The following is a 24,171-nucleotide window of genomic DNA, read 5'->3' on the forward strand; positions in this document are numbered from 1 at the left end:
ATACAGCAGATGTACAAAGAGCTATTCTGTGTCCGATCTCCTTCTCCCATCCAGACTATACTGTCGGTCCCGGAATTGCACCAGGTCCACCTTCTGCTGTCTTACAGACAGCATCCGGGTCACGGACTAAGGCTACTCACGCTTCGTAAGCATAAGAGCCATCACCGCCGGTAGGGAATTTCACCCAACCCCGAAGGAAACTTACATGTAGTTGTACAAGCGACTTACGGCAATTCTGTTGAACTGCCATCTCAGAACAAAATGAATTGTTCAAGAAATTATATCTAAACTAACACTAGACTGAAAAAAATGCAAGCCAGTCTTATAAATGTGTTCCTACACCACCGCGTGCTTGTTAGCTTTTTACACATTCCACTGCAAAAAGGCTACTCGTTGATCACAAGTAACCTTTCGCCATGCAGGCAGTCCTTTAACGCTGCATTTCCGTATATTTGTACATTAGCTCTTTGAACCAATGCTTATCATTCATCTGCAAAGCCAGGTCAATCAGAATTTCAAGATCCTGTATGTCCAGCTCAGCAGTATCATCAAAGGTAATGACAGCTGTTGCCGAAGGAGCCTGCTCCATCCCCTCACGCAAATCATAATCAAGCCGCAAATCTACGGTCCCATCCATGTACTCACATTTCAGAAAATAGATAATTTCACACATCAAAATAGGCCGAACCTCATGTTCCAGTACACAGTCCATTACCTTGGCCGAATAATGCTGGTTCGTCAGACTGAATTTCTGTGCAGCTGTCGGACGTTCTCGTCCAAAATCGTTTGTAAATTTCAACTCTATAGGAAATAGCCGCATGACCTTCGCCAGTTGCTTTCTTGTAATATCAATAATCTCAGCCTTGTTTAGCGTCAGCATTAATGCACCTCTCGTAATTCCAGTTTGTCCCATTTCAAGTGAATCATCGCTATACTTAAAGTAGCCCTTACCGCTATATCGGAATTTACATCACCATTGTTTAATTGTGCACGTGAAAAATATGTTCATTTTACCGCATAAAAAAGACCTTACTCCTGTCATTATCAGGACCAAGGTCTTCTGGTTTGAGATGGACTCACATAAGTCAAATCTCTTATTGTCATTTAGTAACGAACCTCATATTCACAGTGCTCATCGCCGTTAACATTGCATTTAATTTCGCGAACATGAACTCTCCGTTTCAGAATTTGAGTCAAGGCACCCTCCATGATCGCCCCTTCCAGGTCACACACCATGCTCTCTTCCATCTCGGGCAAGCCTGAGCAAAAGCAATCCTTCACTGCGACTACCATACGATGTTCTTCCTTTACGACAATCTGAGGGTCTCCGATCTTCAGCTCGCGAAATAAATCCAGCAATTCTGTCACCGATTGGACAGGGAGGCTTTCGCCTATTTTTCGACCCACTGTCACCGTTGTACCCTTGCCCTTCATAGGAAGTCCTTGATACATGCCAATCAGGCGGATCGCCCGATACAGCTCAATTGGAAGTGAATCGCCCATTCGGGTTCGCGAGATTTTCTTCAGGTCGGCAAATGTATATTCTTGTACTGTATTGGCTTTACTCATAACGCTCCCACCACCTAGTTTGAATTATGTACACCGCAAGTAATGCACACATGTACAGCTGATTTTTCATTTCTCAGAAACACTAAATTTTAAATATATGCACATTATAGGCCTGGGTGATAGAGTCACTTGTGATTGAAATCACGAGAATTTGGATAATACAAGGCAACAAAAAAAGTACAGATCAGAACCATTCTGACCTGTACTCTCCTATATGCCTAACGCACATGTATTCAAATTAAACCTCTACAACCTCAACTGTCTCCATGCGATCACGGCCTTGGAAAGCATCAACCAATTCCATACCTTTTGTCACTTTACCAAATACGGTATGTTGACCATCCAGGTGAGGCTGTGGCTGGTAACAGATGTAGAACTGGCTGCCACCTGTGTTGCGTCCAGCATGAGCCATTGCCAGTGTGCCGCGCTCATGTTTGTTCGGGTTGATTTCACAGTTAATGGTGTAACCAGGGCCGCCTGTTCCTGAACCGTTCGGGCAACCGCCTTGTGCTACAAAGCCAGGAATGACACGGTGGAATACCAATCCGTTGTAGAACCCGGAATTTGCCAGCTTCTCAAAGTTAGCTACCGTATTCGGTGCTTCATTGTCAAAAAGATCGATCAGCACTTCGCCGCCGTTCTCCAGCTTGATTTTTGCTTGTTTTGCCATCTATGTTCGTTCTCCTTTCGCTCTTCAGCGTCAATAAAGTCCAAGTACTAGTGTACTATGAAACCGCACAGTTAGCAAAATTTTCACATCTTTTTTACGATCTATGCATCATCGAGTATGTCGAATCCGTCACATCCAGTCTGTCGAGGTGATCATCTTTGCTCACAGTTAGTCTCTAGCATTGGGATAGCGCCTTCTTCGGCACCAGATCATTACGCACAATATCCTCAAAGGTCTCACGGCGTACGACCAGCTCTGCGTGACCATCCTTCACGAACACAACGGCCGGACGGCGCAGTCGGTTGTAATTGCTCGCCATCGAATAGTTATAGGCTCCTGTAGCCGCTACAGCCAGCAGGTCTCCAGATTGTACCTGTGGCAACTCCATATCCCAGATTAACATGTCACCACTCTCGCAGCATTTCCCGGCAATGGACACCGTCTCTTCATCCGAATCATTGGCCCGGTTGGCCAGCATAGCCTCATACTTAGCCTGATAAAGCGCAGGTCTTGGATTATCGGTCATCCCGCCGTCTACTGACACGTATTTTCTGATGTCCGGAATATCCTTGACACTCCCTATCGTGTACAGGGTGGTACCCGCATCCCCTACAATACTGCGACCTGGCTCAATCCAGATCTCAGGCAACTTCTTGCCAATCCCGGTAAAATGAGTGTGGACCGCTTGGCTAATGGCCTCCACATATTTGGCAACAGCGAGCGGCGTATCCTCTTCTGTATAACGAATACCGAAGCCTCCGCCCAGGTTAATGACCCTGAACTCCGCATGCAGCTGTTCGTACACCTCACGAGTAAAATGAGCCACCCGCTCTGCCGCAACCATAAATCCGTCTACCTCGAAAATTTGCGAGCCGATGTGTGAATGTACACCTAGCAGGCGCAGCTGGCTTTTTTGCAAGGCAAGCTTAACCGCCTCGTAAGCCGCCCCGTTACCGATGTCGAATCCGAACTTGGAATCCGTCTGTCCCGTAGAGATGTATTCATGGGTATGAGCCTCGACTCCCGGAGTTACACGGAGCAAAATATTCGCCTGTACGTTCTTCTCGCTTGCAATCGCCTGCAGCAGATGCAGCTCAGTCTCATTGTCTACGACAAAGCAGCCGATTCCGGCTTCCAGCGCCATCTCAATCTCTTCGGGAGTCTTGTTGTTGCCATGAAAGTGAATCCGCTCTACAGGGAAGCCCGCCTGCAATGCAGTGAACAATTCCCCGTCGGATACGACATCCAGCGACATGCCTTCCTCGGCAACCAGTGCACACATGGCCACCGTACAGAATGCCTTGCTCGCATAGGCTACCTGAAAGGACAGCCCTGTAGTGCGGAATGCACTCACGAACTCCCGGCAACGCTGACGAATCAATTGCTCGTCCATAATATATAATGGGGTGCCGAATTGTTCCTTCAACTGAACCGTATCGCAGCCCCCGATCTCCAAATGTCCCTGTGCATTAATTTGACTTGTACCATGTAAAAACATACCCTGGAGCCTCACTTTCTGGGAATCCTGTCTCATTCCATCGAAACATTTACACCAGTATAGCAAAAATCCGATGAATGGGTATGGATTTTTATGCAAATCGTTTGTACTTGCCGTCCTATTCTCTTCGACGCTCACGAGGCGGCATCCGCGAGCTATCCCGTGTCTTGTTGAAGGAAGGACGATCTCTGGAGGTCAGCATCGGCCTACGAAGTATAATTTCCGCCATAGCCTTCGCATTGAACGGAATGAACGGCCACATATAGGATGAATTATACGAACGGTGTGTGATCAGTAGGATCAGAATCAAGGTAACACCTACTACGAAGCCTTTAACCTTGAATACCGCCACCAGCACCAGCAATACGAGGCGAATCAGCCTGTTGGCTAGACCCAACTCATAGCTTGGCGTAGCGAACATCCCGATCGCAGCCACGGCCATATACAGTACCACTTCATTCACGAAGATGCCCGTCTTGACCGCAATGTCTCCGACCAGAATGGCAGCAATCAGACCCATCGCAGACGCCAGCGGTGTCGGGGTATGTACAGCAGCAAGACGCAGCAGGTCCACCCCGAACTCAATCATTAGAAACTGAGCAATCAGCGGAATGTGAGTATTGTTCTCGTTGGGTCCCAAAAATTCAAGACCTGGCATGCGGACCTCAGGGTATATAACCATCAGCATCCACAATGGCAGCAGGAACAAGGAGGCAAATATCCCCGCGAATCGCACCCAACGCAAATAGCTTCCCATGAATGGTGTCTGGCGGTTCTCCTCCGCATGCTGACATAGATCAAAAAATGTAGTGGGCATGATCATGGCACTCGGAGAAGTATCAACCAGAATGACTACACGCCCCTCCATAATATGCGAAGCTACCGCATCTGGTCTCTCCGAGTAACGCACTAGCGGATACGGATGCCAGCCTTTATTAATAATCAGCTCCTCCAGCTGCTTGTCTGCAAGTGGGATACCATCATTATCAATCTTTTTGATCTTCTCGCGGATCGAATCGACCATCACTTTATCAACAATATCGTCGATATACGCAATACACACGTCCGTCCGCGTCCTTCTCCCCACCTGCATCACCTCGAACTTCAGACCTGGATCACGCAAACGTCTACGGATCAAGGCTACATTCGTCAGCATCGTCTCCGTGAAGCCGTCTCTCGCACCGCGGACGACACGCTCCAATGACGGCTCCTCTGGCCCTCTGGCTGGATAGCTGCGTGTATCAAGCACGATGGCAGCCATTCCGCCTTCCACGAAGATCGCGCTCATCCCCGTCATGACACTGTTAATGACTGACGACAACTTGTGCTCCTTGGTGACCTGGATGTGAGGAATATAATATTCGAAATAGGAATGGAGCGCATGGGAGGATACCTGCTCCGGCGTCAGATAACTTAGTCTTTTCAGAATCTCGGTCAGGATGTTATCCTTGGCGAACCCGTTAATGAATAATATGCCAGTCGGTGTCCCGCCAAATGTCATCTCCCGAAATACGACATCAAACGTCTCTCCGAGTCCAAGGACCTTTGTTAGCGTCTCTTTGTTCTCCTTGAGGCTTCTGGATATATCATCTTGTCCCTGCCAGTAGATGACGGACTCCTCGACATTGGCCGAAGTCTCCTCCTCTTTCTTGCGTTCATCTTCTTTCTCATGCTGACGCTTGTGCTCGGCATAAGCAGCATCCAATACAGGCTCGTCGGTATGCTCCTCCTGTCCTCTTCGCTCCATTTTGCGCATCGTGATCATGCTCCTTTCCAAAATCAATCCATATGCCTGACCATTATCGGTAGTAGACGAACCAATCGAACAGCGAACCACATACCTTACCGAAGACCATAGCCATGTATAAACCAAAAATGTATGGCATCATATTCATACGCTTGGCCAAAATCGGTAGCACATTCAGGACCTCTGTCAAAGCAGCTGCCAGCATGCCGACAAATACCCCGCAGAACAGTCCCGGCAGCCATGTCACCCAGACGGGTGCATATCCTGTCAGATTCCAGAAATCCCCGATCGTACCGGCAACCGAGCCGAACACCATGACACCCTCGTACCAATGAGCCTTGTCATAGGATCTTGTGAGCTGGGCGAGACGCGGGATAATGTTCAGTACGATAAAGAGCGCCACCACTCCGCCGCCAATAGCTATACCAGAGGCTAGTCCAAGCAACAGCTGGAGTCCCCAGCTGACAAGCGTCATCATCATGACGTATCCGCATCCTGCTTATGAATGCGCTCATATTCCTCGGCTACGACATACTGATCCACGTTCTGCTGGTACAAAAACATTTCCACCTCCAGCGGCGTAGGCTCCTCGTTCCACTTTTTCTTGAACAAATGGTTGAAAAACACGATCATCCCTGCTCCAATGCCTATAGAATAGGCGATCTGGAATACATGCGGATTCGTATTCTTCTTCCCCGTAATCATTTCTACAATTCGAACATGTACAGCCTGCATGCTGACGTCCGCATGAAAATTCATGATGGTCAATGCCGAACCGAAAAATAGCAGCACCCAGACGATAACAAACAGTATTTTCGAAGGCTGACGGGGCTTCTCCACCAGCTCCACCAGAACATGCGACTTCCCCATGGATTCAATCACTGCGCCCGGCAGCTTTTGCCGAATAGCAGCAATAATCTGCAGGATGTCAATCAGGATGAGGTTGCCCTCATTCACTTGAGGACGCTTCAATGTCAATTGCAGTAAGGGCTTCTCCCATTGCGGGTCGGTTAATAGCTGCGCTACGTCCCCCAGCCGCAGCTGCTGTCCGGGTGATACCTGTACACGAGTACGTAAGCGCAAATAGACAGTTGGCGCGTTGTAATTCTCCATGCTGTCCCTCTCCCAACATTTTGAGATGTAGTCATAGTATGAATTGCTTCCCGTTTTTTATCCCGTTACGCAAAAAAAGACAAGGCACCCTAAGTGGCTATATCCTTGTCGACTCGACAGGGGTATACCCAAAGTGCACTTGTCTCAGCTATGCTTATTGTGCGATCTGCTCTTTGATGGACTGCAGAATCTTTTTTTCCAGACGGGAGACCTGCACCTGAGAGATGCCCAGACGCGCCGCCACCTCTGATTGGGTCTGATCCCTGTAGTATCGTAGATAGACGATAAGCCTCTCTCGCTCGGTAAGTCCGCCAATGGCCTCGTTGAGGGCCAGCTTCTCGAACCACTTCTCCTGAGAATCATCAGCAATCTGATCCATGAGGGTGATTGGATCACCATCATTCTCAAATACAGTCTCATGAATAGAGCTCGGCGGCTTGTTGGCTTCCTGGGCGAATACTACCTCTTCCGGCGATACGCCAAGGCCATCTGCGACCTCCTTGATCGTCGGTAGCCGATTCAGCTCCTTGGAGAGCTCGTCCCGCTTTTTACGGACTTTATTGGCCATTTCCTTCAACGAACGACTGACCTTCAAGGTCCCGTCATCCCGCAGGAAGCGTTGAATTTCCCCGATGATCATGGGTACCGCGTAGGTAGAGAACTTCACGTCATAGCTCAGATCGAACTTATCCACGGACTTGAGCAGTCCGATACAGCCGATCTGGAATAGATCCTCCGGCTCATAGCCGCGATTCATGAATCTTTGTACTACAGACCATACGAGACGGATGTTGCAATTGACGAGTGTATCTCGGGCCGTATGATCTCCTGCCTGACTGAGAGCAATCAGACGCTTGACTTCCGCATCATCCAGATAAGTTTGCGCACCACGCTTCATTTCAGCATCCATAGGTCCAACCCCTAATTATACAAGGCTTTCTTAGATTCAATCCTTTTCTTCATACGGATCGTGGTTCCTGTGCCTGGCTGACTGACGACCTCAAATTCATCCATGAAGTTCTCCATGATCGTGAACCCCATACCAGAACGCTCAAGCTCTGGCTTCGATGTGTAGAGTGGTTGCTGTGCTAGCTCCAGATCCTCAATGCCTAATCCCGAATCCTCAATGATGATGGTTACCACGTCGCTATCAATCGCTGCCTTGATCGTCACTATCCCTTCAGGATTGCTGTTGTAGCCATGGATAATGCTATTCGTCACGGCTTCCGATACGACGGTCTTCAGGTCGCTCAGCTCATCCATGGTCGGGTCCAACTGGGATACAAAAGCCGCCACCGTGACGCGGGCAAAGGCTTCATTCTCGGAGCGGGCAGCAAACTGCAGTGTCATGAAATTACTTCCCTGTGCCTCCCTCATGACACCACCTCCATTTCTGTAAGCGCATTGTCTTCCTTCTCATAGCAGGGCATGATTTTGAACAGTCCCGACATCTCCAGCAAGCGATACACCGCAGTATTCGCTTCACAGATGGCCATTTTGCCACCCTTCTGCTTGAGCAGCTTGTAACGGCCCAGAATGACACCCAGCCCGGAGCTGTCCATGAATTGAAGGTGCTGTAAATTCAACACGACATGCTCACACTGCTGCCGCATAATCGCTTCATCCATCTGAACACGTACCTGATCTGCCGTATGGTGATCGAGCTCACCTGATAAACGAACGATTAACACCCTGCGATGGTGCTCCATATGCAACTGCAAATCCATGCTTGTTCACTCTCCTCCCTGTCTTAGGACAAGGATTTCTCCACTTTAGAAGGGGAATCCTGCATGCCGACAAAACTAGAAGAAAACTCCGAGAAATCAACAACACTGCGGCGAAAATCTACACGGGACCGTAATGCTCCTCCCCCGTCACCCATCAATCGACGAATCCGCATAGAACAACAGCGATCTACAAGACATCCGTCGCAGCTGCTAAAGACACCTGACGATTCAATTCATATGAGACCGATTGTTCCGAAAGTCTCAAATGAGGATTACGAGAACAGCTCAGAAGTAGTGCGCTTGAATAGCTGCCACCAATTCGCCTTCTGAACATCCGTATCCGAATAGATCTCGAATTCCTTTAGTACTTTGTCCTTCTGATATACGACCAGCTTGCCGATCGTCTGACCTTTGTGAACAGGTGCTTTTAGATGTTCTTGAAGCTGCACCTCATGACGTAGTCCTTCCGCTGCCCCGTCTCGTTTGACGAGCACACTATACGGCTTGTCTGCACGGATCTGCAAGGAGGATTGCGTGCCCTTCTCAATCGGTAGTGTACCGATGACTTCACCACTCTTGACGATTGATTTCATTGTATATTGCGTGAAGGCGTAGTCGAACATGGATGAAACCTCACTGTTGCGTGTCTTCGTATTCGGTTCGCCCAGCACCACGGCAATGACACGCAGGCCATCCTTCACAGCTGTAGCCGAGAGGCAGAATTTTGCCTCCGAGGTGTAGCCCGTCTTCAGACCGTCTGCGCCCGTATAGAATCTCACGAGCTTATTCGTGTTGACGAGCCAGAAGGGCTTCTCGGACGTCTTGCGCAAATAGTCTTGATACGCTCCCGTGTATTTGGTAATCTGCGGATACTTCAGCAGCTCACGGCTCATGACGGCGATATCATGTGCAGAAGAATAATGCTCGGCAGAAGGAAGTCCATTACAATTCGCAAATTTAGTATCCTTCAGGCCCAATTGCTGCGCCTTCTCATTCATCTTCGCCACAAAGGCCTGCTCCGAGCCTGCGATCCTCTCGGCCATGGCCACAGATGCATCATTACCGGAAGCCATCGCAATGCCTTTCAGCATCTCATCGACAGTCATCTCCTCGCCAGGCTCCAGGAAGATTTGCGAGCCTCCCATTGAAGCAGCGTATTCGCTCGTCCGCACCTTATCCGTCAGCTTCAGGCGTCCATCGTGCAGCGCCTCCATCGTCAGCAGCATCGTCATGATCTTGGTAATGCTCGCCGGGGGTAGCTTGGCATGACTATTCTTCTCGTAGATGACAGTACCTGTGTCAGCATCCATCAGAATAGCTGAGCCTGCGCTAGGTGCCAGATCTACTGCTGAAGTCACATTTTCCCGGGAATCTACTGCAAGCACTGCCGGATTCAGCGTAGACAGACCAATGGCAGCGGACAACATGAGCGATATTCCTAACTTCTTCACTTCGGTTCCCTCCTCTGGACATAACCCGTGAGCTGCACAGAATTTGGTCTCTGTCTGCTCATACGGGTGCTGCTAACCATTGTCGGCAGAACTTGTGAAAATTATTCCAGTACCACCCACAAAAAAGAAAAGGTGCCCCGACAGGAACAAGCACCTGTAGGACACCTTCGTGTATCTATGTTCAACTATCGAATTAGGCTGCAATTACATCTTCGGGATAATTCCAAGTACCAGCTTCAGGAACTTCTCACGGACCCGATCAGCTGTCTCCATGACCTCGCTATGGTCCAGCGGCTGGTCGAGAATTCCCGCTGCCATATTAGTAATACAGGAGAAGCCCAGCACTTCCAGGCCAGCATGACGTGCCACGATTACCTCTGACACAGTGGACATCCCCACGGCATCAGAACCGAGCGTGCGCAGCATTACGATCTCTGCAGGCGTCTCATAGTTCGGCCCCAGTAGTCCTGCATATACACCCTCCTGCAGCTTTACACCTTGTTCCTGCGCTACTTCATGAGCTACCGCGCGCAATCTTTTGCTGTACGCTTCAGACATATCCGGGAAGCGTACACCCAGGGCATTATCATTTGGTCCCATCAGCGGATTGGTACCTGTCATGTTCAGATGGTCACTAATGACCATCAGGTCTCCAGCTTCATAGGACGTATTCACGCCGCCAGCAGCATTGGTGACAAGCATGCTCTTGACGCCCAATTCCTTCATGACGCGGACAGGGAAGGTCGTGAGCTCTGGCTTGTAGCCCTCATACAGATGGAATCTGCCCTTCATCATCATCACTTTGCGGCCCCCTACGGTGCCGAGCAGAAGCTCACCAGCATGTCCTTCTACTGTGGACACCGGGAAATGCGGAATGTCATGATAAGGAATGCTAATGCCATCCTCAATGAGATCTGCCAGAATTCCCAGACCTGAGCCAAGGATAAGGCCAATCTCAGGATTGATGTTGTTGCTGTGCTGACGAATATACGCCGCTGCTTCTTGGATTGCTGCTTGATTAATTGTAGACATATGTATCTCTCCTTATGCTGTTATTGTTAAATAGAACGAAGCACTTCAAAGGCTAGACGATCCTTTCGCGGAAGCGGAAACTGAACCTGTGACCAGCGCCTTGACCAGATCAGTGGGGTCCAATTCAACATGAAATCAGTTTCGAACCAAGATACTAAGAGCTTTACCTAGGTCTTGGAATCCCCAACATGCGCCGAATCTGGTAATGCCGTGGAGGATTTACTGGCCCGCGGATGAAATTTTTCATAGATGTCCTTCATGTTCCCCTTGGACGTATGAGCATACATCCGTGTCGTGGATACATCAGCATGACCCAGAAGATCCTGCACAGCTCGCAAATCTGCTCCGTTATGGACCAGATGCATCGCGAACGAATGACGCAGGGTATGCGGGGTAAGCTTGTCCTCCATCCCGAGTAGAGCTGCATGCTTCTTGAGTATTTTCCATAGACCCTGACGGCTTAAGCGTCCCCCGGCTGCGTTGATGAACAGGGGTCGGTGTGTATCGCGCCCACTTGTATCCAGCTCTGTGCCTAGATTATGCTTGTCCAGATAGCGTTCAAGCCATAAACAGGCCTCCCGGCTGATCGGAATGATTCGCTCATTCCCCTTGGAGTCGGTACAATGTACATAACGTAGCTCCACATGCACATCATTGACGTTCAACCCTACCAGTTCGGATACACGCATACCTGTAGCATACAATAACTCCAGCATAGCTCTGTCCCGTAGTCCTTGAGCTGAGGAAATGTCCGGCGTCTCCAGCAGTTTCTCCATATCCTCAGTCGTCAGGACGACCGGTACCTTCTTCTCCTTCTTGGGCGCCTCCAGCAGGACAGTAGGGTCTTGTAGAGTCACACCTTCCCTGATCAGAAAATGAAATAAGGCACGAATAGCGATTAGACTACGGGCCACAGTGGCAGACGCCTTGTCCTTCTTCAACCCATTCAAGTAGGCCGCCAGATGCAGACGCCGTACGTCGTCCGGCTCCTCAATTCCCTGCTCGTCTATATAGGACAGGAACGATTCCACATCATGCTGGTAAGCTTCCCGTGTAGCTGCAGATACTCCTTTTTCCTCCACCAGATAATGGATGAAAGGCTGTATATATTGCTTCATACTATCATTTAACGCTCCTTGCCCGAAAATTCATGCCGTAGCCAGTAGCTACTCCCCATACCAGTAAAAAAAGCGAAGTCGTTCCGATAATGGGGACGGCTCTTCCTTGGCTGGCAGTTCATCAATGAACACCTTGATCGCATTTCCTTCCGGAATTCTGTAATGATCGACTGGTGAAATCCAGTCGTTTACCCACTGCAGCGCCAAATATAGTACAAGCGTCAGACAGCAGAAAACACAGAGCAGTGCCAGCGTTCTGCAGGCCCTCCTAATAGACAATATCATTTTCACAGCCCCCTAGGCAATGGCTTCCTTCTTCACGGCATGCGCGAATACAGGCTATCACTACACTATATGATCAGTCAGATCAGGTTATGAAAGGGCGTGCCGCTTCTGGCAGGCAGTCCACATGGGCAGCAAAAAAGCTCTCCCGAAATATCGGTGAGAGCTTGGCTCTTCAGTTTCTTGAGTCTTAGTCAATCGAATCATTCATACAATTCTGTTGTCTACCTGAATAAGTCGGATTAGTCAGTTCCATCCTGCTTGTCATTCTTGCTTTTACAGCGATAGCAGATGCCATGGAAATCAAGTCGGTGATCCAGAACTGAGAAATTGAACTCACGCTCCAGACGCTCCTCCAACGGCCCCAGCCAATCTTCCCTGATCTCATCCATACTTCCACACTGTACACAAATCAAATGATGGTGATGATGCTTGGAGGTATCGCCACGCAAATCATAGCGCGCAACGCCGTCACCAAAATTGATCTTCTCAACTACATGCAGCTCGCTTAGTAGTTCAAGGGTACGGTATACGGTTGCCAGACCGATTTCAGGAGCTTTTTCTTTGACTAGCATGAATACATCTTCCGCACTCAGATGGTCTTCTTCATTCTCAAGCAATACTCTTACCGTGGCTTCCCGCTGAGGCGTTAACTTGTAGCCCTGCGATTGCAATTGTTGTTTAATCTTGTCGATCCGCGCTTCCATTGTCTCCCTCCCCCTCAGAGATTTTGTGCGCACTGCCCAATTTTCACTTCTACTATTATAGGGGGAAAATTCAAATAAAGTCAAACACTTTGCGCACACTCAAATCTTCAACAAAGCGGTCAGCATTGGCGTGGTCCACTGCATCATCACCGGGGTCACCCAGGTCTCGAAGCAGGCACTTCCGATGAGCAATACGATCATGGAGGCCGTTACCAGCGAATACGATGTGAAGGGGCGCAAAAATCCATTCGATCTGCCTGGCATAAACACGCTATCTTTAATCATCTGAATTGAAAAGTTCATAGCTGCTACGCTGCATACCAGCAATGCAGGAATGACCAGCAGATTATGTGGTGCTATAGATACCAAGGCAAACAGTAGTCCCTTCCATGAATACTGCCCGACCAGAAATCCGACAGAGAAGCCGATCAAAGCTCCCTTCAGAAAATTCAACACTAGAATACCCGGCAGCCCAATTACAGACAGACCGCATACCCATATGATCGCTACCCATTTCAAATGAAGAGCGGCGATATCCCAGAAGGAAGCAATCGTTGCTGCCGTGCCAGAGCCAGACATCTGATTCACCGTAATAAAGAAATTATTCAGATATCTCCCCAGATCCTGCTGCTGCTCCAGCGACAGGGCATTTACCATGAGTGCCCCAAATACGACTCCTACCAAAAATAAGACGGCAAAGAAGATATAGAACGTCATTCGTTCCCGGAAAGATTGGATCATCCGTTGCATCGGCTACCTGGCCCCTTTCGTCTGCTTATTCTAAAATATGAACAAGCATGGTAGCCTATGACTCTTGTTATTTAATCCATGAACTCTTTCATTTACCAGGGCCAGCAGCGATCTTGCCGTAGGTACCTCCACCACCGTCTACGACCTGAAGCCGTCCCTCGCGAGCCTTCACGATCTTCTCGGCTACATCCGATCCCGCAACGTCAGCCATTGAGGCTTCGTCTGCGGCATGCAGTATATTCATTTCTGTTCCGAACGCTGTCAGGAGCTTTGCAAGCTTCGCCTTTCCAAGACCTGGAATGAATTCTAGCGGCACCTGGTACCTATAAGGAGGACGGGCGAAGAACTCCTGATTCTGTGGTTGCTCCTGGTCCGCAATGCTCACAATGCGGTCCCAGACACCCCGGACGAGCTTCTTCTTGCCGCATGTCGTACAGCAAGAGCTCAAGTCACCCGTATGCTCTACCATCGTCCCACAAGCGGTGCAGCAGGTCCTGTGATATTTTCCGAGTCGCGGATTCAGCCCGTAATTGGCCACAATCGCTCTTCCTTCATACCCTTGCAAGGCCAGGCGAAATTCCTCGAAGCTCGGCTCACGAAGCAGCAGCTCATTGTATTCACGACCGATTTTCCCAAGCGAATGAGCGTCCGAGTTCGTGAGAAATGCATAACGGTCCAGCTCCGAAATCATCCCGGCCATAGCCGTATCCGCGGACAGTCCCAGTTCTACGGCATGGATCTGCTCCAGATCCAGAATCTCAGCCATTCGCTCAGCAGAACTGCCATATATCCCCTTATGAGGGGTAAAAATATGGGCTGGAATGAACAGCCCTCCGCGTCCGATGACCTCCTGCTGAATCTCCTTTGGCGGAGCGTAGATGCGTTGAGAGCTGAGATTTACATTTTTCATATGGCGGCTCATCCAGTCAGTGAAGTCCTCCATGATCGCAAGGGTAGGAAAATAAGCAAGCACATGTGCCTCTGGACGTCCGGCCTCTCGAATCTCCATCTCAGTGCCCAGCAGGATAACTGTATTCCTATAAGCAATCCCCCCACCAGGTAGCTCAGACATGTCCCCTTTATCCAGGCTATCGTGTATATCCATCTGTACAGCCGGAGAGTGGCAGTCAATGACGCCAGTGAGCTGGATGCCTTTTCGCTCAGAAGCTTCGTGTGCGATGTTGGCAAAAGTAAGGTCTCGACTGCCGCTAATCTTGACCGGAATGCCCCGTTCGGTACGACCGATATGAATGTGAAGATCGGCATAGATCGTCTGCAGCCCAGTTGCGGTTACTTTATTATTCTTGTTCATTACTTATTCGCCTCTTCCTGTAGTTAAGAGAAGCTCCCTGTCAGCATGCGCAACTGCCAAGCATACACCGCCATGATGGTCTTGGCATCACTGATACGCCCTTCCTTAATCCACGTCAAAGCTTCCTCCAACGTAATCTCGGATACCTCCAGGAACTCATCCTCATCTGGTGACATCTGTCCTGGCTGAAGATCCTCTGTGACATAGAGATGGATAATCTCATCAGCAAAGCCTGGTGAGGTATAGAACGACTGGAGCAGTCGCAGGCTGGTGGACGTATAGCCCGTCTCCTCACGCAGCTCCCTTCCTGCGGCTTCAATCGGGTCCTCGCCGGGATCGAGCTTGCCAGCAGGAATCTCTACCTCGCAGCGCCCCAACGGCTGTCTATATTGATCGACGACCAGCAGCTTCCCTTGATGCAGGGCGAGTACAGCAACAGCTCCTGGATGCTTCACCACTTCACGTGTAGCCGAGCTACCATTCGGTAGCCTAACAGTATCCACCTGTAGTGATATGATTTTGCCTTGAAATACAGGCTCAGTGGATATAAAGCTCTCTTCCAGCTTCGGATTCGAGTACACTACGCTGGCGTGGGCTGGAGTGAGACTGTCCAAATTCTCGTTGGATACGGTCACGTTGGATATGATTGAGCTGGAGCTTGAATTGTCGGGATTAGTTGGGTGATTGGGGCTTGGCTGTTGGGACTTCATTGGGATACTATGCCTCCTTAATAATTAAGCTAGGCTCTTGGAAGAGCCTTTATTGTTAACAAACCTTAAATAACAAAAAAATAACAAAAAAAATCTAACATTTAGCTATTATTAGCCGCTAATCGAATTTGTAGATTACATGTATATCATTCTCTCAACCTACATATGATCTCATTATAGCAGATCATAGAGCGAAGGAGTTGAGGGGCATGACAACACACCGGGCCACACAAGCCTTGTTCATTGTAGGTAAAGGCTGGGAAATTCGAGCGACGCTTCGGCAGTGGCAACGTGCGGCTGGAAGCGACATGACACTCATCGAATGGCAAAACTGTCAGGCAGCGCGAAGCAGCTCTGGACATATGGATAATAATGTATTAGAATACACAAGGAACACACGTTCCTGTAAAATGACTTTGGAATGATGATAAGAAGGAGCTTTCAGCATGGAACATTTGAACATTCGTAGCTACATCAAGCAAGGACTTGAAGCCTACTACGAGCGCTACAATTATATAATAGAGGATGACTTTTGCCGCTGGATGCACCCTGATGTTCCAGACGAGATGAAGGTCGAGAATGCTACCATTTCTTCTGATCAGGACTGGGCGAGATGGAGGATGATATCTTCCATGGTTACCCGGGAGGATATTGCAGAATTGGAGCAAGAGTTTGGCTTGACTTTTCCTGAGTGGTATCAGGCGTTTATTTCCACTTATCATCATTACTTTGACATCGTTCCCTCTCAAGGCCTTGATGATCCGATAGGTGACATTAGAAATATGTACAATCCTGTCCTCTGCAAGCTTGGGTATCTACCATTCGCCTGGGATGCCGAATATGGCAAGATTCGCTGTATAGATCTGAGCGCAGCTCCGAATGAAGATGAGTGTGCGATCTATGAGATTGAGCATGAAATTCTGTTCGATCTGGACGAGCTTGTGGCTGAGCGCAGTAGTCTGCAAGACCACCTTGTGCAGCTATATCCGAATTTCAAGGCATACTTTGATCATACATTCCTTGAAGATCGTCACTGAGAGCTGATTATACCATTGCCATGTAGTACAAATGTACAACAATGATTCGTATTCGCAGTCGATACATAGAAGATATGGCCTGAATCGGGATGCTCCCAATCCAGGCCATTTTTATGTTCTAGAGCCAGTGTCTCATTTACCTGCAGTCTCACGGATAATGGCGACCACAATCTCCGCTGCCTTGACGATATCATCTGCCTTAATTTTTTCTTGAGTCGTATGAATATATTCATAACCTAACGCAAGATTAACTGTAGGAATACCCAAGCCATTAAAGACATTAGCATCAGACCCGCCACCTGAGACAAAGGTTTCTGAATTCAGCCCAATGCCGCGAATCGCCCGTTGTGCAAGCTGCACCAGTTCATCATCCTCCTTGAACTTATACGCAGGATAGGCAATCTCACTGCGGAATTCAGACTGTGCCCCGTACTCCCGACAGGTCGTCTCCAGCGCGTCCCGCATTTGCTGAATCTGCTGGCTCATCTTCTCCTGCACATTGCTACGTGCTTCAGCGTATAACGTCACCAGTTCACATACAACATTAGTTGCTCCGCCACCTTCGAATTTGCCGATATTGGCGGTCGTATCCTTATCAATCCGGCCGAGCTTCATGGCACTGATAGCCTTGGAAGCAACCTGAATAGCGCTGATTCCATCCTCAGGATTTACCCCAGCATGAGCAGACTTGCCAGTAATCGTCATCTCAATGTTCGCTCTGGTAGGGGCACCGATGCAGATTGATCCTACTTCTCCATTCGAGTCCAACGCGAATCCGAATTCCGCATCGAGATCCTCAGGCTTCATCGCACTTGCACCAATCAGACCAGATTCCTCGCCCACCGTAATCACAAATTGAATCTGACCATGTGGAAGCTTCTTCTCCTCTGCGACGCGAATGGCTTCGAATAGTGCAGCTATTCCCGCTTTATCATCGGCTCCCAGAATCGTCGCACCCTTGCTGCGAATCCATCCATCTTCACCCAGCTCTGGTTGTATCCCTACACCTGGAGCAACCGTATCCATATGACAGGTAAACAGAATTTTCGGTGCTTGTTCCGTGCCTGTTGCCTTCCAGGTCGCAATCAGATTGCCTGCACCGTGCCCGGTACGTTCCTTGGAATCGTCTTCCTTCACCTCTAGACCCAACGCCATAAATTTATCCTTCAGCACCTTCGCAATTTCCTGCTCGTGCCTAGTTTCACTATCTACCTGTACAAGTTCCATAAATTCACCAATCAATCGATCTTTAACAACCATACTAACTTTCCTCCCTACTCGGATTGCGTTACAATAGTATTAACTTCAACATTCCATCTTCATTATAAAGGAGTTACACATGCAGCACAAAAAATGGTTCAAAGTATTTGTATACGTCATGCTAATCGCTATGGTCGGCTCGACCCTACTGGCAGTGCTGGAGCCTCTTATATTTAGATAACCAGCAATAAGGATGACAACACAACAATACTAATAACAGCAAATAAGAGCGAATGCTACACACAAATAGGCAAGCTGCATTTAGAAGCAGACTGCCTATTTTGTGATGGTATTTATTCACAACCGATCTTCTCCATCTCAACTTAAGATCATTCTGCCAGTGCATGCAGAGCCTCAGGCTCCTGAACAATCAGACTAACATACTGACTAAGCGTGCAGTAGGCCTCCAGCAATTGTGGACCTGCATCACCACCCAGTACAGCAGCTCGTCCAGTATAGATCACCTGCTCCAGCAATTGCTGGAGGAATAGGAGATTGAGTCGGGCAGCCTCTGCCGACCGCTGTTCTAGTAGAGCCAGATCATCCAATGTGAGCTGAGACAAGCCTCGAAGCAGTAGCTCCTGACACCAGCTATGTATCTTATCACTGAGCGAATGCATTCCCTGCACGACTTCACCTCACGCCTCTTCTTCATTTATTTTCTGAGCGTAGTCCTGCTTTGCTAGTCTTAGTATTGAGACTGGATAATCACTAAAGATTGCTCTTCTATCCAGTTCAGTAGATCCGAAGCTACAGATCGAGCTTGAGATTGACCACCTGCGTTCCCTTCAAAAAACTGATCGGATAGAGCTTCTGTCCCTGTATTCTTACGAGCGTATAAAAATGGTCCAGCTCCTGGGTGCGATTATCCTTCTCCAATGCTTTGATTGCCGTCTTCCATTCCTGATCATAGGGAATCGTCATAGTCACCCTGAGCTGGTCCATATCTTCCCCAATCAGAATCAGCTCTTGTGCCAACTGATCAAAATAACGATCCACGATGCGTTCAAGCTTCAGCACAACCATTTGCTCCGTTCGGGCAGCAAATAGTCTTGGCTGCCGTGAGGCTCCTTCCAACTGTAAAATACTTTTGAACAAGTACCCCTCTAGCGGAATCTCCTCAATTCGATTTCGTGGCAGCAATTCAAGCACTGCAGATTCCGACGAGGATATCCTGTGGTCGCGATTTACTTTCACTTGCCTGAACTCCAATTGCTCTCTGGATAGACGATCCATCGTTAACCCTGGCAACCATGGGGCAAAGGATGCATAATGCACTCCGAACGCGAACTCGTTCTTTTCATAGAACACCGGTCGAGCATCGGTGTAAGTATATACACCTTGATCATCCGGGCAATAGAAATAGTAAGTAATTCCCCGATAGCCGGAACGAGTCTCCCAGGGCTCCGCTCCCAGTCCATACAGCTGCAGACGAGGCACAGTATGGTAACGGGAGCGATACTCCCCTGCCAGATCGGATAGTTGAGGTAATGACAGCTGCTGTTCCTCCAATAGCTTGAGGCTCAGTTCCAATCGGGTTATGCGGTCCAGGAGTACCCCCATGGAGCTCCGGATATGTCTGTTGAAGAATAGCTCCAGATCCCCCTTCAATCCACGCAACTGCCGTTCTACTTCAGGAAGCTCCCCGCTATGTGCTGTCACCGCGGCAATCTCAAGCCTGGCCAGCATACTCTCTGGCAATCTGGCTAGCCCTGTCAACAGCAGCTCCTGAAGGAGTCTACGGCATTCACGAACTGCCTGCATAGAATAGCGGACAGAATACAACGAGAAATTCAAGGCTTCAATATCCTTCAGACCATGCATTCTACGATAGCGCAGCAACGCCTCTAGTCGAAGCAGGTCTCCCTCCTTACCCTTAGCTGAGCATAGGGCCTTCGCCGGTTCAGGCTTTCCTGTGAAGGATACCTCTACTTCTCGTCTGGCTAATCGTACTGTCAACAAGGAGTCATGCTTGACCTCCAGCGGCTCCTCATACTTCAATCGGAATACCACTTCTTCCAGGATTGCCGGCTTAAAACCTGCTATCAGGGATTCGCTGTCCGTAGTAAGCAGCCAACTAAAATCGACCTTAGGTTGAACAACTTGAGCGGTCGAGGCTGTGTTGGTTGGCCTGGAAGTCTGGGTGACTGTATTCGTGTCTGTCTCCATTGGACCCTGTTCTGAGACTTGCGCATCCACCGTGCTACTATCCACCTGCGAAGCCGTTCCCTCCGGTTCCTCTCGGCTCTCCATGAGCTGCTGCTGATAATATAACACGGAGATTAGAATGTGCTTGCATATAGCTTCAGATGGGCAACTGCATTCCCACTTCTCTAGCGTGTCATACAGCTTACATGTCGTTCCATCATCAAGCTGGCAGCTCACCGACGCAGGCAGAAAGGTATAATCAGCACGGGTACCCTTGGCTATTTCCTTAAGAGCGCGGTTGTACAACCCTTTATTGGCATAACGGATCAAATAATCCTCTGTGCATAAGTCGATAAATTGATTAAATTGCAACCTATAGCCAGCATCATCCATGCGCCGTCCTCCTCCTGTTCGCCGCAGCTACACCGCTACCTTGATGCGCTTCCTATACTGCTCTCACCGAGCAGTTGCTCTTACCGTCCTGTAGCACGCAAAATATCATAGATGGTCTCACTGTACACACGAGCGGGTACACGCTCTAGCTCCATAGCCTCATCCCTGTAGTAGGAATGGTATTTATTGTGCCGATTGCGATAGAACTCCAGCGAGGTAAGTGTAATATCCTCCAGGCCCTCATAGTACACAACACTGGTTCCACTGAATTGCAGCTCGACAACCAATTCGCCGTACGCCTTGTACATCTCGTGGTAGAAGCCACCATCTGCAGGCGCACCTTTATACCAGCCATATTTCTCAAGCGTCTTGGGAAGCGCTGTCGGAGAATACTCTTCTGCAGGCAAATGAGCATACTCACGCGCCTTCCTCTCATCCTCTGCGACAATATATACGGTACGCTCCAACTGCTCGAAGGGCTGTTCAATTTCATAATCCTGAAGTTGAGTCTTCCAGGCCTCAAGCTGCTCCTGATCAAGCTCCAACGGGTGCACGAGTCCAATCCGGACATCTGCCTTCAGCTCGTATTCCTCTTCATCAACCGTGTTGAAGGTTCCGTCGTCCATGTATCGGAAAGTATCCTTGAGTTGTTCGTTCTCATAGACACCCCACACGAGTCCTACGGCAAAGTGATGCATAATCACATTGTTAACGAACAAATCCGTCCATTCTTGGGTAGACCAGAGTCGCTGTTTGGACAAGGATTCTTCCAGCCGCTGTGACTGCAAAGTAACCATCGTCTTCAGGTCCTTCTTGAGCTGAGTGAAGCGGGTCTTTGCTTCCTTAGCCTGCTCGGCATCATCCTTCTCACCTGGTACAGGCAGACTCTTGACCACCTTACCTGTCTCTTCATTCACTAAGCTCAATTGATAATCACGGTTCACCTTGACGAGGAAGGATCGGGCTCCATAGCTGAGACGCTGTGTACCTTTACTATCAAAACCAAGCGCTGTAATGAGTCGATCCTCCAGCTGCTCCTGTGTCAAGCCGGCATTCTCTGCTGCCATCTGCAGTGCTTCCGCCGCCGCCGTCTTTACCTGACGATTCTTAATGGTACGCCCTAGCTTGTCGATGGTCATCAGGGCAGATAGATCCTTGACGTAGGACATCACCTTGACAGACTCGGCTGCAATAGCCCCTCGTCCGCTCTCAGACCAGCCTTTGATTTCCCTACTTAGCAAATCCACCAGCCTGCGGTCTCCGAACATTGCCCCCAGATACAATACCCACTTCTCTTTCGCAGGAGCCCCCATCCGAAGCCATTGCTGTATAAGCTCACTGCTGAAGTCTGCCAGGGAGGCAGCTTGCACGTAAACATTCATCTCCTCCAGCATTTCATTCGGCCCTGAGTTGTATTCCAAGGATTGCAGTAGCACATATACCTGAATGTCCTGACTCAGCGGCTGACCATCAGTATCCTTGAGCAGCGGTAGATCCGCCAGCGAGAGCCAGCTCAGGCGGGACTTCTTCTTCTCATCCGCCTGTCTTGCCAGAGCAGCATGTGCATGTGCCGGACCTTGCCCTGCCGTATCCAGTAGCACCTGAATAAGCTCGCGCAGAGCGCTATTTTTCTCTCTCGACAGCAGTTCGGTGTACGCATCCTTGGCCTCAGGAAGTCGACGTATCAGATTCAGCACCTGCTCCTTGATGCCTGATTTTTTACTGGCAAGATACACATCCTTATACAACTGAAGATCTACTCGATCTGTGAAGGCCCCAGTGATCTGTTTGCGGAGTTTTTTGGACGAATCATTCAACCCCTTCAGGAACACCTTTGTCATTAATTCAGCTGGCTGCTGCTCCCATGATGACAGCATGGTGCTCAGGAACAACTCTCGTGCATCCGTAGAGAGCTCATCATATTTTCCAAGCACAGCCTCTGGATACGTGTGGAGCAGACGCTGATAAGCCTCTTCCCCCATAAAGTTATAGTCATACGTATCGCCCGTTACTCCGTTCAGCCAGACAAGCGCTTCAAGCAGCTTCTGGTGATCTACCTCGGAATGATCTGCGTAGGTCTCCAGTAACTTCTGTCCGTCAAAAGCATAGGATCGGTATAGCTCCGAGACACATTCCAGTGTATTGACGCCCTTGTACGAGATTAGGCTCGCAAGACGACGAGCTGCCTCGGACTCCAGCGGCAGGAAGGACAGTGCAATGACGAGTTGCTTGCGGTTCATATCCTTGTTCAGTCTGTTGAATAGTCCATGGTTCTGCTGGTCGCCCCAATATTCCTCAAGAGTAAGCTCACCTTCGAGATAACGAGCCAGCATCAATCCAAAGCGTCCGCTGAATGCCTTATTTCGCAGATTAGCTATAATAGCCTGCTCTACGGTTCCAGCACCTTTTGGAAGTGGTTCCCCCTGGTCGGCAAGCACGGTATGGATAATCAGCTTCAAAAAAGGATTCTCCAAAATCTCGTAGGCCCGATGACTCTCCTCCAAATGTCCCGGGATCATGTCTAGCAGCTTTCGCCAAGTAATCATGTTGTATTTGAACGAGTCTGCCAACTGCTCGATAAATGAAAAGGGTTCATCCGTAGGCAGCAGCCCCTCAAGCAACTCATCTGGCTTGGAGAAGTTATAATCCATCCTCAGTAGATGGCTGCGAACCTCCAATGGGCATACCTCATGCAACAGTCGTACTGCTTCCAGCAGTACCTGATCGATCTCCTCTTGACTAGCCAGTATCCTGTCCTTTCCACCATGGAGGTTGCAGCGATACAGGAGAGCAGCAGTTATCAGGTACAACGTATCCATCAGTGTAGTCCTTGGCAGCAATTCTTTGGCACTCACGCTGCTGTCAGGGAAATGAGTAGCAACTACTTGTGTACGACGCTCTGAAACCCACTCTGCATTCAGATCCGCAGTGGTCGCATTATGTCTATCCCGGTAATCTGCCCGCCGTAGAATTATTGGCTCCATCGCCGTATGTAACTGCTTGCGTAATTCGTCTGCATCCTCAGTCACTACCAACCGCAGCCATTCCGGAATTCTCTTCAGACCCTCCTGCGCCTGATCCGCATTAGCTTGATAGTAAAGTCTCAGCAGGAGCAAGGCTTGTATCAATTGATGTGGAGTGACCGCACTACGAGCACGCATCTCACTTTGTCCCAATTGTTTTTCAATCAGCCTGTTCATCTCGGCTTCTCCAAGGTAAGACGAGAGCTTGTCCATAATGGGCTGCATTCGTTCCATACGTTCTGCTCCATTCTTACTCGTCTTGCCCAGACCAACTGGATAGATCTGATTACGGAAGATGACAGGAATCAGATATTCTCCCCAGCTGAGACCTTTATTCGTCAGGATCACTGCGGATAAGCGAAGAGCTTCATCGCTGGTCCCCTGCTTGAATAGCTTCTCCAGGTAATCTATTGTGCTGAAAGAAAAATTGGAGATTGAGCTGAGCCTTGGAACTGTACTTTCTTTGCCAAATACATAATTTCGAATCTGCTCGATGTCCTGCTTGGTCAGGCGATTATCCTTCCCATACAGCTCCAGTGTCTTGTCTACTAATGATTGCTCCGTTAAAGTTTCCTTTAGCATAATTTAGCCCTCCCATTCCAATGATGATTCATGTAGCACAAG

25 protein-coding genes and 1 riboswitch are annotated in these 24,171 nt (G+C 49.1%); of the genes, 3 read left to right on the forward strand and 22 right to left on the reverse strand.

The genetic code is table 11. The annotated features are described in order from the left end of the window. Positions 1 to 34: 34 nt before the first annotated feature. A riboswitch (FMN riboswitch) is annotated at positions 35 to 202 on the reverse strand. Between the two features lie 228 nt (positions 203 to 430). From D328_RS0117285 to D328_RS0117370, 18 genes are all read right to left on the reverse strand, one after another. Further along, positions 431 to 880, reverse strand: coding sequence for an IDEAL domain-containing protein (locus D328_RS0117285; RefSeq protein ID WP_018886287.1), 450 nt, complete (start codon positions 878 to 880; stop codon positions 431 to 433). 224 nt (positions 881 to 1,104) lie between these two features. Continuing rightward, complete coding sequence (locus tag D328_RS0117290) at positions 1,105 to 1,569, reverse strand: V4R domain-containing protein (RefSeq protein ID WP_018886288.1); 465 nt, start codon at positions 1,567 to 1,569, stop codon at positions 1,105 to 1,107. A 238-nt stretch (positions 1,570 to 1,807) separates the two neighbouring features. Continuing rightward, positions 1,808 to 2,239, reverse strand: coding sequence for a peptidylprolyl isomerase (locus tag D328_RS0117295; RefSeq protein WP_018886289.1), 432 nt, complete (start codon positions 2,237 to 2,239; stop codon positions 1,808 to 1,810). A gap of 175 nt (positions 2,240 to 2,414) precedes the next feature. Next, complete coding sequence (lysA, locus tag D328_RS0117300; protein WP_018886290.1) at positions 2,415 to 3,737, reverse strand: diaminopimelate decarboxylase; 1,323 nt, start codon at positions 3,735 to 3,737, stop codon at positions 2,415 to 2,417. Between the two features lie 118 nt (positions 3,738 to 3,855). Then, positions 3,856 to 5,493, reverse strand: coding sequence for a spore germination protein (locus D328_RS0117305; protein ID WP_018886291.1), 1,638 nt, complete (start codon positions 5,491 to 5,493; stop codon positions 3,856 to 3,858). A gap of 43 nt (positions 5,494 to 5,536) precedes the next feature. Next, positions 5,537 to 5,959: a stage V sporulation protein AB gene (locus tag D328_RS0117310; protein WP_026281239.1), complete on the reverse strand. Its 423-nt coding sequence runs from the start codon at positions 5,957 to 5,959 to the stop codon at positions 5,537 to 5,539. 2 nt (positions 5,960 to 5,961) lie between these two features. Then, complete coding sequence (locus D328_RS0117315) at positions 5,962 to 6,597, reverse strand: stage V sporulation protein AA (protein ID WP_018886293.1); 636 nt, start codon at positions 6,595 to 6,597, stop codon at positions 5,962 to 5,964. 154 nt (positions 6,598 to 6,751) lie between these two features. After that, complete coding sequence (gene sigF, locus D328_RS0117320) at positions 6,752 to 7,507, reverse strand: RNA polymerase sporulation sigma factor SigF (RefSeq protein WP_018886294.1); 756 nt, start codon at positions 7,505 to 7,507, stop codon at positions 6,752 to 6,754. 11 nt (positions 7,508 to 7,518) lie between these two features. Then, positions 7,519 to 7,974: an anti-sigma F factor gene (gene spoIIAB, locus D328_RS0117325; protein ID WP_018886295.1), complete on the reverse strand. Its 456-nt coding sequence runs from the start codon at positions 7,972 to 7,974 to the stop codon at positions 7,519 to 7,521. Beyond that, positions 7,971 to 8,324 carry an anti-sigma F factor antagonist gene (gene spoIIAA, locus D328_RS0117330; RefSeq protein WP_018886296.1) on the reverse strand — a complete coding sequence of 118 codons (354 nt, stop codon included), beginning with the start codon at positions 8,322 to 8,324 and terminating at the stop codon, positions 7,971 to 7,973. Before spoIIAA ends, spoIIAB begins: the two co-directional genes overlap by 4 nt. 272 nt (positions 8,325 to 8,596) lie before the next feature. Next, positions 8,597 to 9,775 carry a D-alanyl-D-alanine carboxypeptidase family protein gene (locus tag D328_RS0117335; RefSeq protein ID WP_018886297.1) on the reverse strand — a complete coding sequence of 393 codons (1,179 nt, stop codon included), beginning with the start codon at positions 9,773 to 9,775 and terminating at the stop codon, positions 8,597 to 8,599. Between the two features lie 204 nt (positions 9,776 to 9,979). Beyond that, positions 9,980 to 10,807: a purine-nucleoside phosphorylase gene (locus D328_RS0117340; RefSeq protein WP_018886298.1), complete on the reverse strand. Its 828-nt coding sequence runs from the start codon at positions 10,805 to 10,807 to the stop codon at positions 9,980 to 9,982. 167 nt (positions 10,808 to 10,974) lie between these two features. Next, positions 10,975 to 11,925, reverse strand: a complete 951-nt coding sequence (gene xerD, locus D328_RS0117345; protein ID WP_018886299.1) for a site-specific tyrosine recombinase XerD — start codon at positions 11,923 to 11,925, stop codon at positions 10,975 to 10,977. 48 nt (positions 11,926 to 11,973) lie between these two features. Then, positions 11,974 to 12,210, reverse strand: coding sequence for a DUF4227 family protein (locus tag D328_RS0117350; RefSeq protein ID WP_018886300.1), 237 nt, complete (start codon positions 12,208 to 12,210; stop codon positions 11,974 to 11,976). A 239-nt stretch (positions 12,211 to 12,449) separates the two neighbouring features. Beyond that, entirely contained in the window at positions 12,450 to 12,914 is a 465-nt protein-coding gene (gene fur, locus D328_RS0117355; protein ID WP_018886301.1) for a ferric iron uptake transcriptional regulator, read from the reverse strand. Positions 12,915 to 13,013: 99 nt separating this feature from the next. Further along, positions 13,014 to 13,664 (reverse strand): stage II sporulation protein M, encoded by a 651-nt coding sequence (spoIIM, locus tag D328_RS0117360; RefSeq protein WP_018886302.1) that lies wholly within the window; start codon positions 13,662 to 13,664, stop codon positions 13,014 to 13,016. An 88-nt stretch (positions 13,665 to 13,752) separates the two neighbouring features. Further along, a complete protein-coding gene (locus D328_RS0117365) occupies positions 13,753 to 14,976 on the reverse strand; it encodes an endonuclease Q family protein (RefSeq protein WP_018886303.1) in 1,224 nt (407 codons plus the stop codon). 23 nt (positions 14,977 to 14,999) lie between these two features. Next, positions 15,000 to 15,686, reverse strand: a complete 687-nt coding sequence (locus D328_RS0117370; protein WP_018886304.1) for an NUDIX domain-containing protein — start codon at positions 15,684 to 15,686, stop codon at positions 15,000 to 15,002. Positions 15,687 to 15,895: 209 nt separating this feature from the next. Between D328_RS0117370 and D328_RS0117375 the strand changes: the two genes are divergently transcribed. Together D328_RS0117375 and D328_RS0117380 are read left to right on the forward strand one after the other, a co-directional pair. Next, positions 15,896 to 16,111: a Z-ring formation inhibitor MciZ gene (locus D328_RS0117375; protein ID WP_018886305.1), complete on the forward strand. Its 216-nt coding sequence runs from the start codon at positions 15,896 to 15,898 to the stop codon at positions 16,109 to 16,111. Positions 16,112 to 16,132: 21 nt separating this feature from the next. After that, positions 16,133 to 16,723 carry an SMI1/KNR4 family protein gene (locus tag D328_RS0117380; protein ID WP_018886306.1) on the forward strand — a complete coding sequence of 197 codons (591 nt, stop codon included), beginning with the start codon at positions 16,133 to 16,135 and terminating at the stop codon, positions 16,721 to 16,723. Between the two features lie 132 nt (positions 16,724 to 16,855). Here the strand turns inward: D328_RS0117380 and D328_RS0117385 are convergent, their stop codons facing one another. Beyond that, positions 16,856 to 17,983 (reverse strand): M20/M25/M40 family metallo-hydrolase, encoded by a 1,128-nt coding sequence (locus D328_RS0117385; RefSeq protein ID WP_018886307.1) that lies wholly within the window; start codon positions 17,981 to 17,983, stop codon positions 16,856 to 16,858. A 79-nt stretch (positions 17,984 to 18,062) separates the two neighbouring features. On the opposite strand from D328_RS0117385, the gene prli42 reads away from it, so the two are divergent. Continuing rightward, a complete protein-coding gene (prli42, locus tag D328_RS30725; protein ID WP_018886308.1) occupies positions 18,063 to 18,164 on the forward strand; it encodes a stressosome-associated protein Prli42 in 102 nt (33 codons plus the stop codon). 148 nt (positions 18,165 to 18,312) lie between these two features. Here prli42 and D328_RS0117395 read toward each other — a convergent pair whose 3' ends face one another. The 3 genes from D328_RS0117395 to D328_RS0117405 all read right to left on the reverse strand — a co-directional run bounded on the left by D328_RS0117395 (position 18,313) and on the right by D328_RS0117405 (position 24,129). Beyond that, positions 18,313 to 18,612, reverse strand: coding sequence for a hypothetical protein (locus D328_RS0117395; protein WP_018886309.1), 300 nt, complete (start codon positions 18,610 to 18,612; stop codon positions 18,313 to 18,315). A 121-nt stretch (positions 18,613 to 18,733) separates the two neighbouring features. Then, positions 18,734 to 20,524: a hypothetical protein gene (locus D328_RS29345; RefSeq protein ID WP_018886310.1), complete on the reverse strand. Its 1,791-nt coding sequence runs from the start codon at positions 20,522 to 20,524 to the stop codon at positions 18,734 to 18,736. 80 nt (positions 20,525 to 20,604) lie between these two features. Further along, the gene (locus tag D328_RS0117405) at positions 20,605 to 24,129 is read right to left on the reverse strand and encodes a DUF4132 domain-containing protein (RefSeq protein ID WP_018886311.1); all 3,525 of its coding nucleotides are present in this window, start codon (positions 24,127 to 24,129) and stop codon (positions 20,605 to 20,607) included. Positions 24,130 to 24,171 lie beyond the last annotated feature (42 nt).

It is taken from the genome of Paenibacillus massiliensis 2301065 = DSM 16942 (assembly GCF_000377505.1).
GTDB classification, from domain to species: domain Bacteria; phylum Bacillota; class Bacilli; order Paenibacillales; family Paenibacillaceae; genus Paenibacillus; species Paenibacillus massiliensis.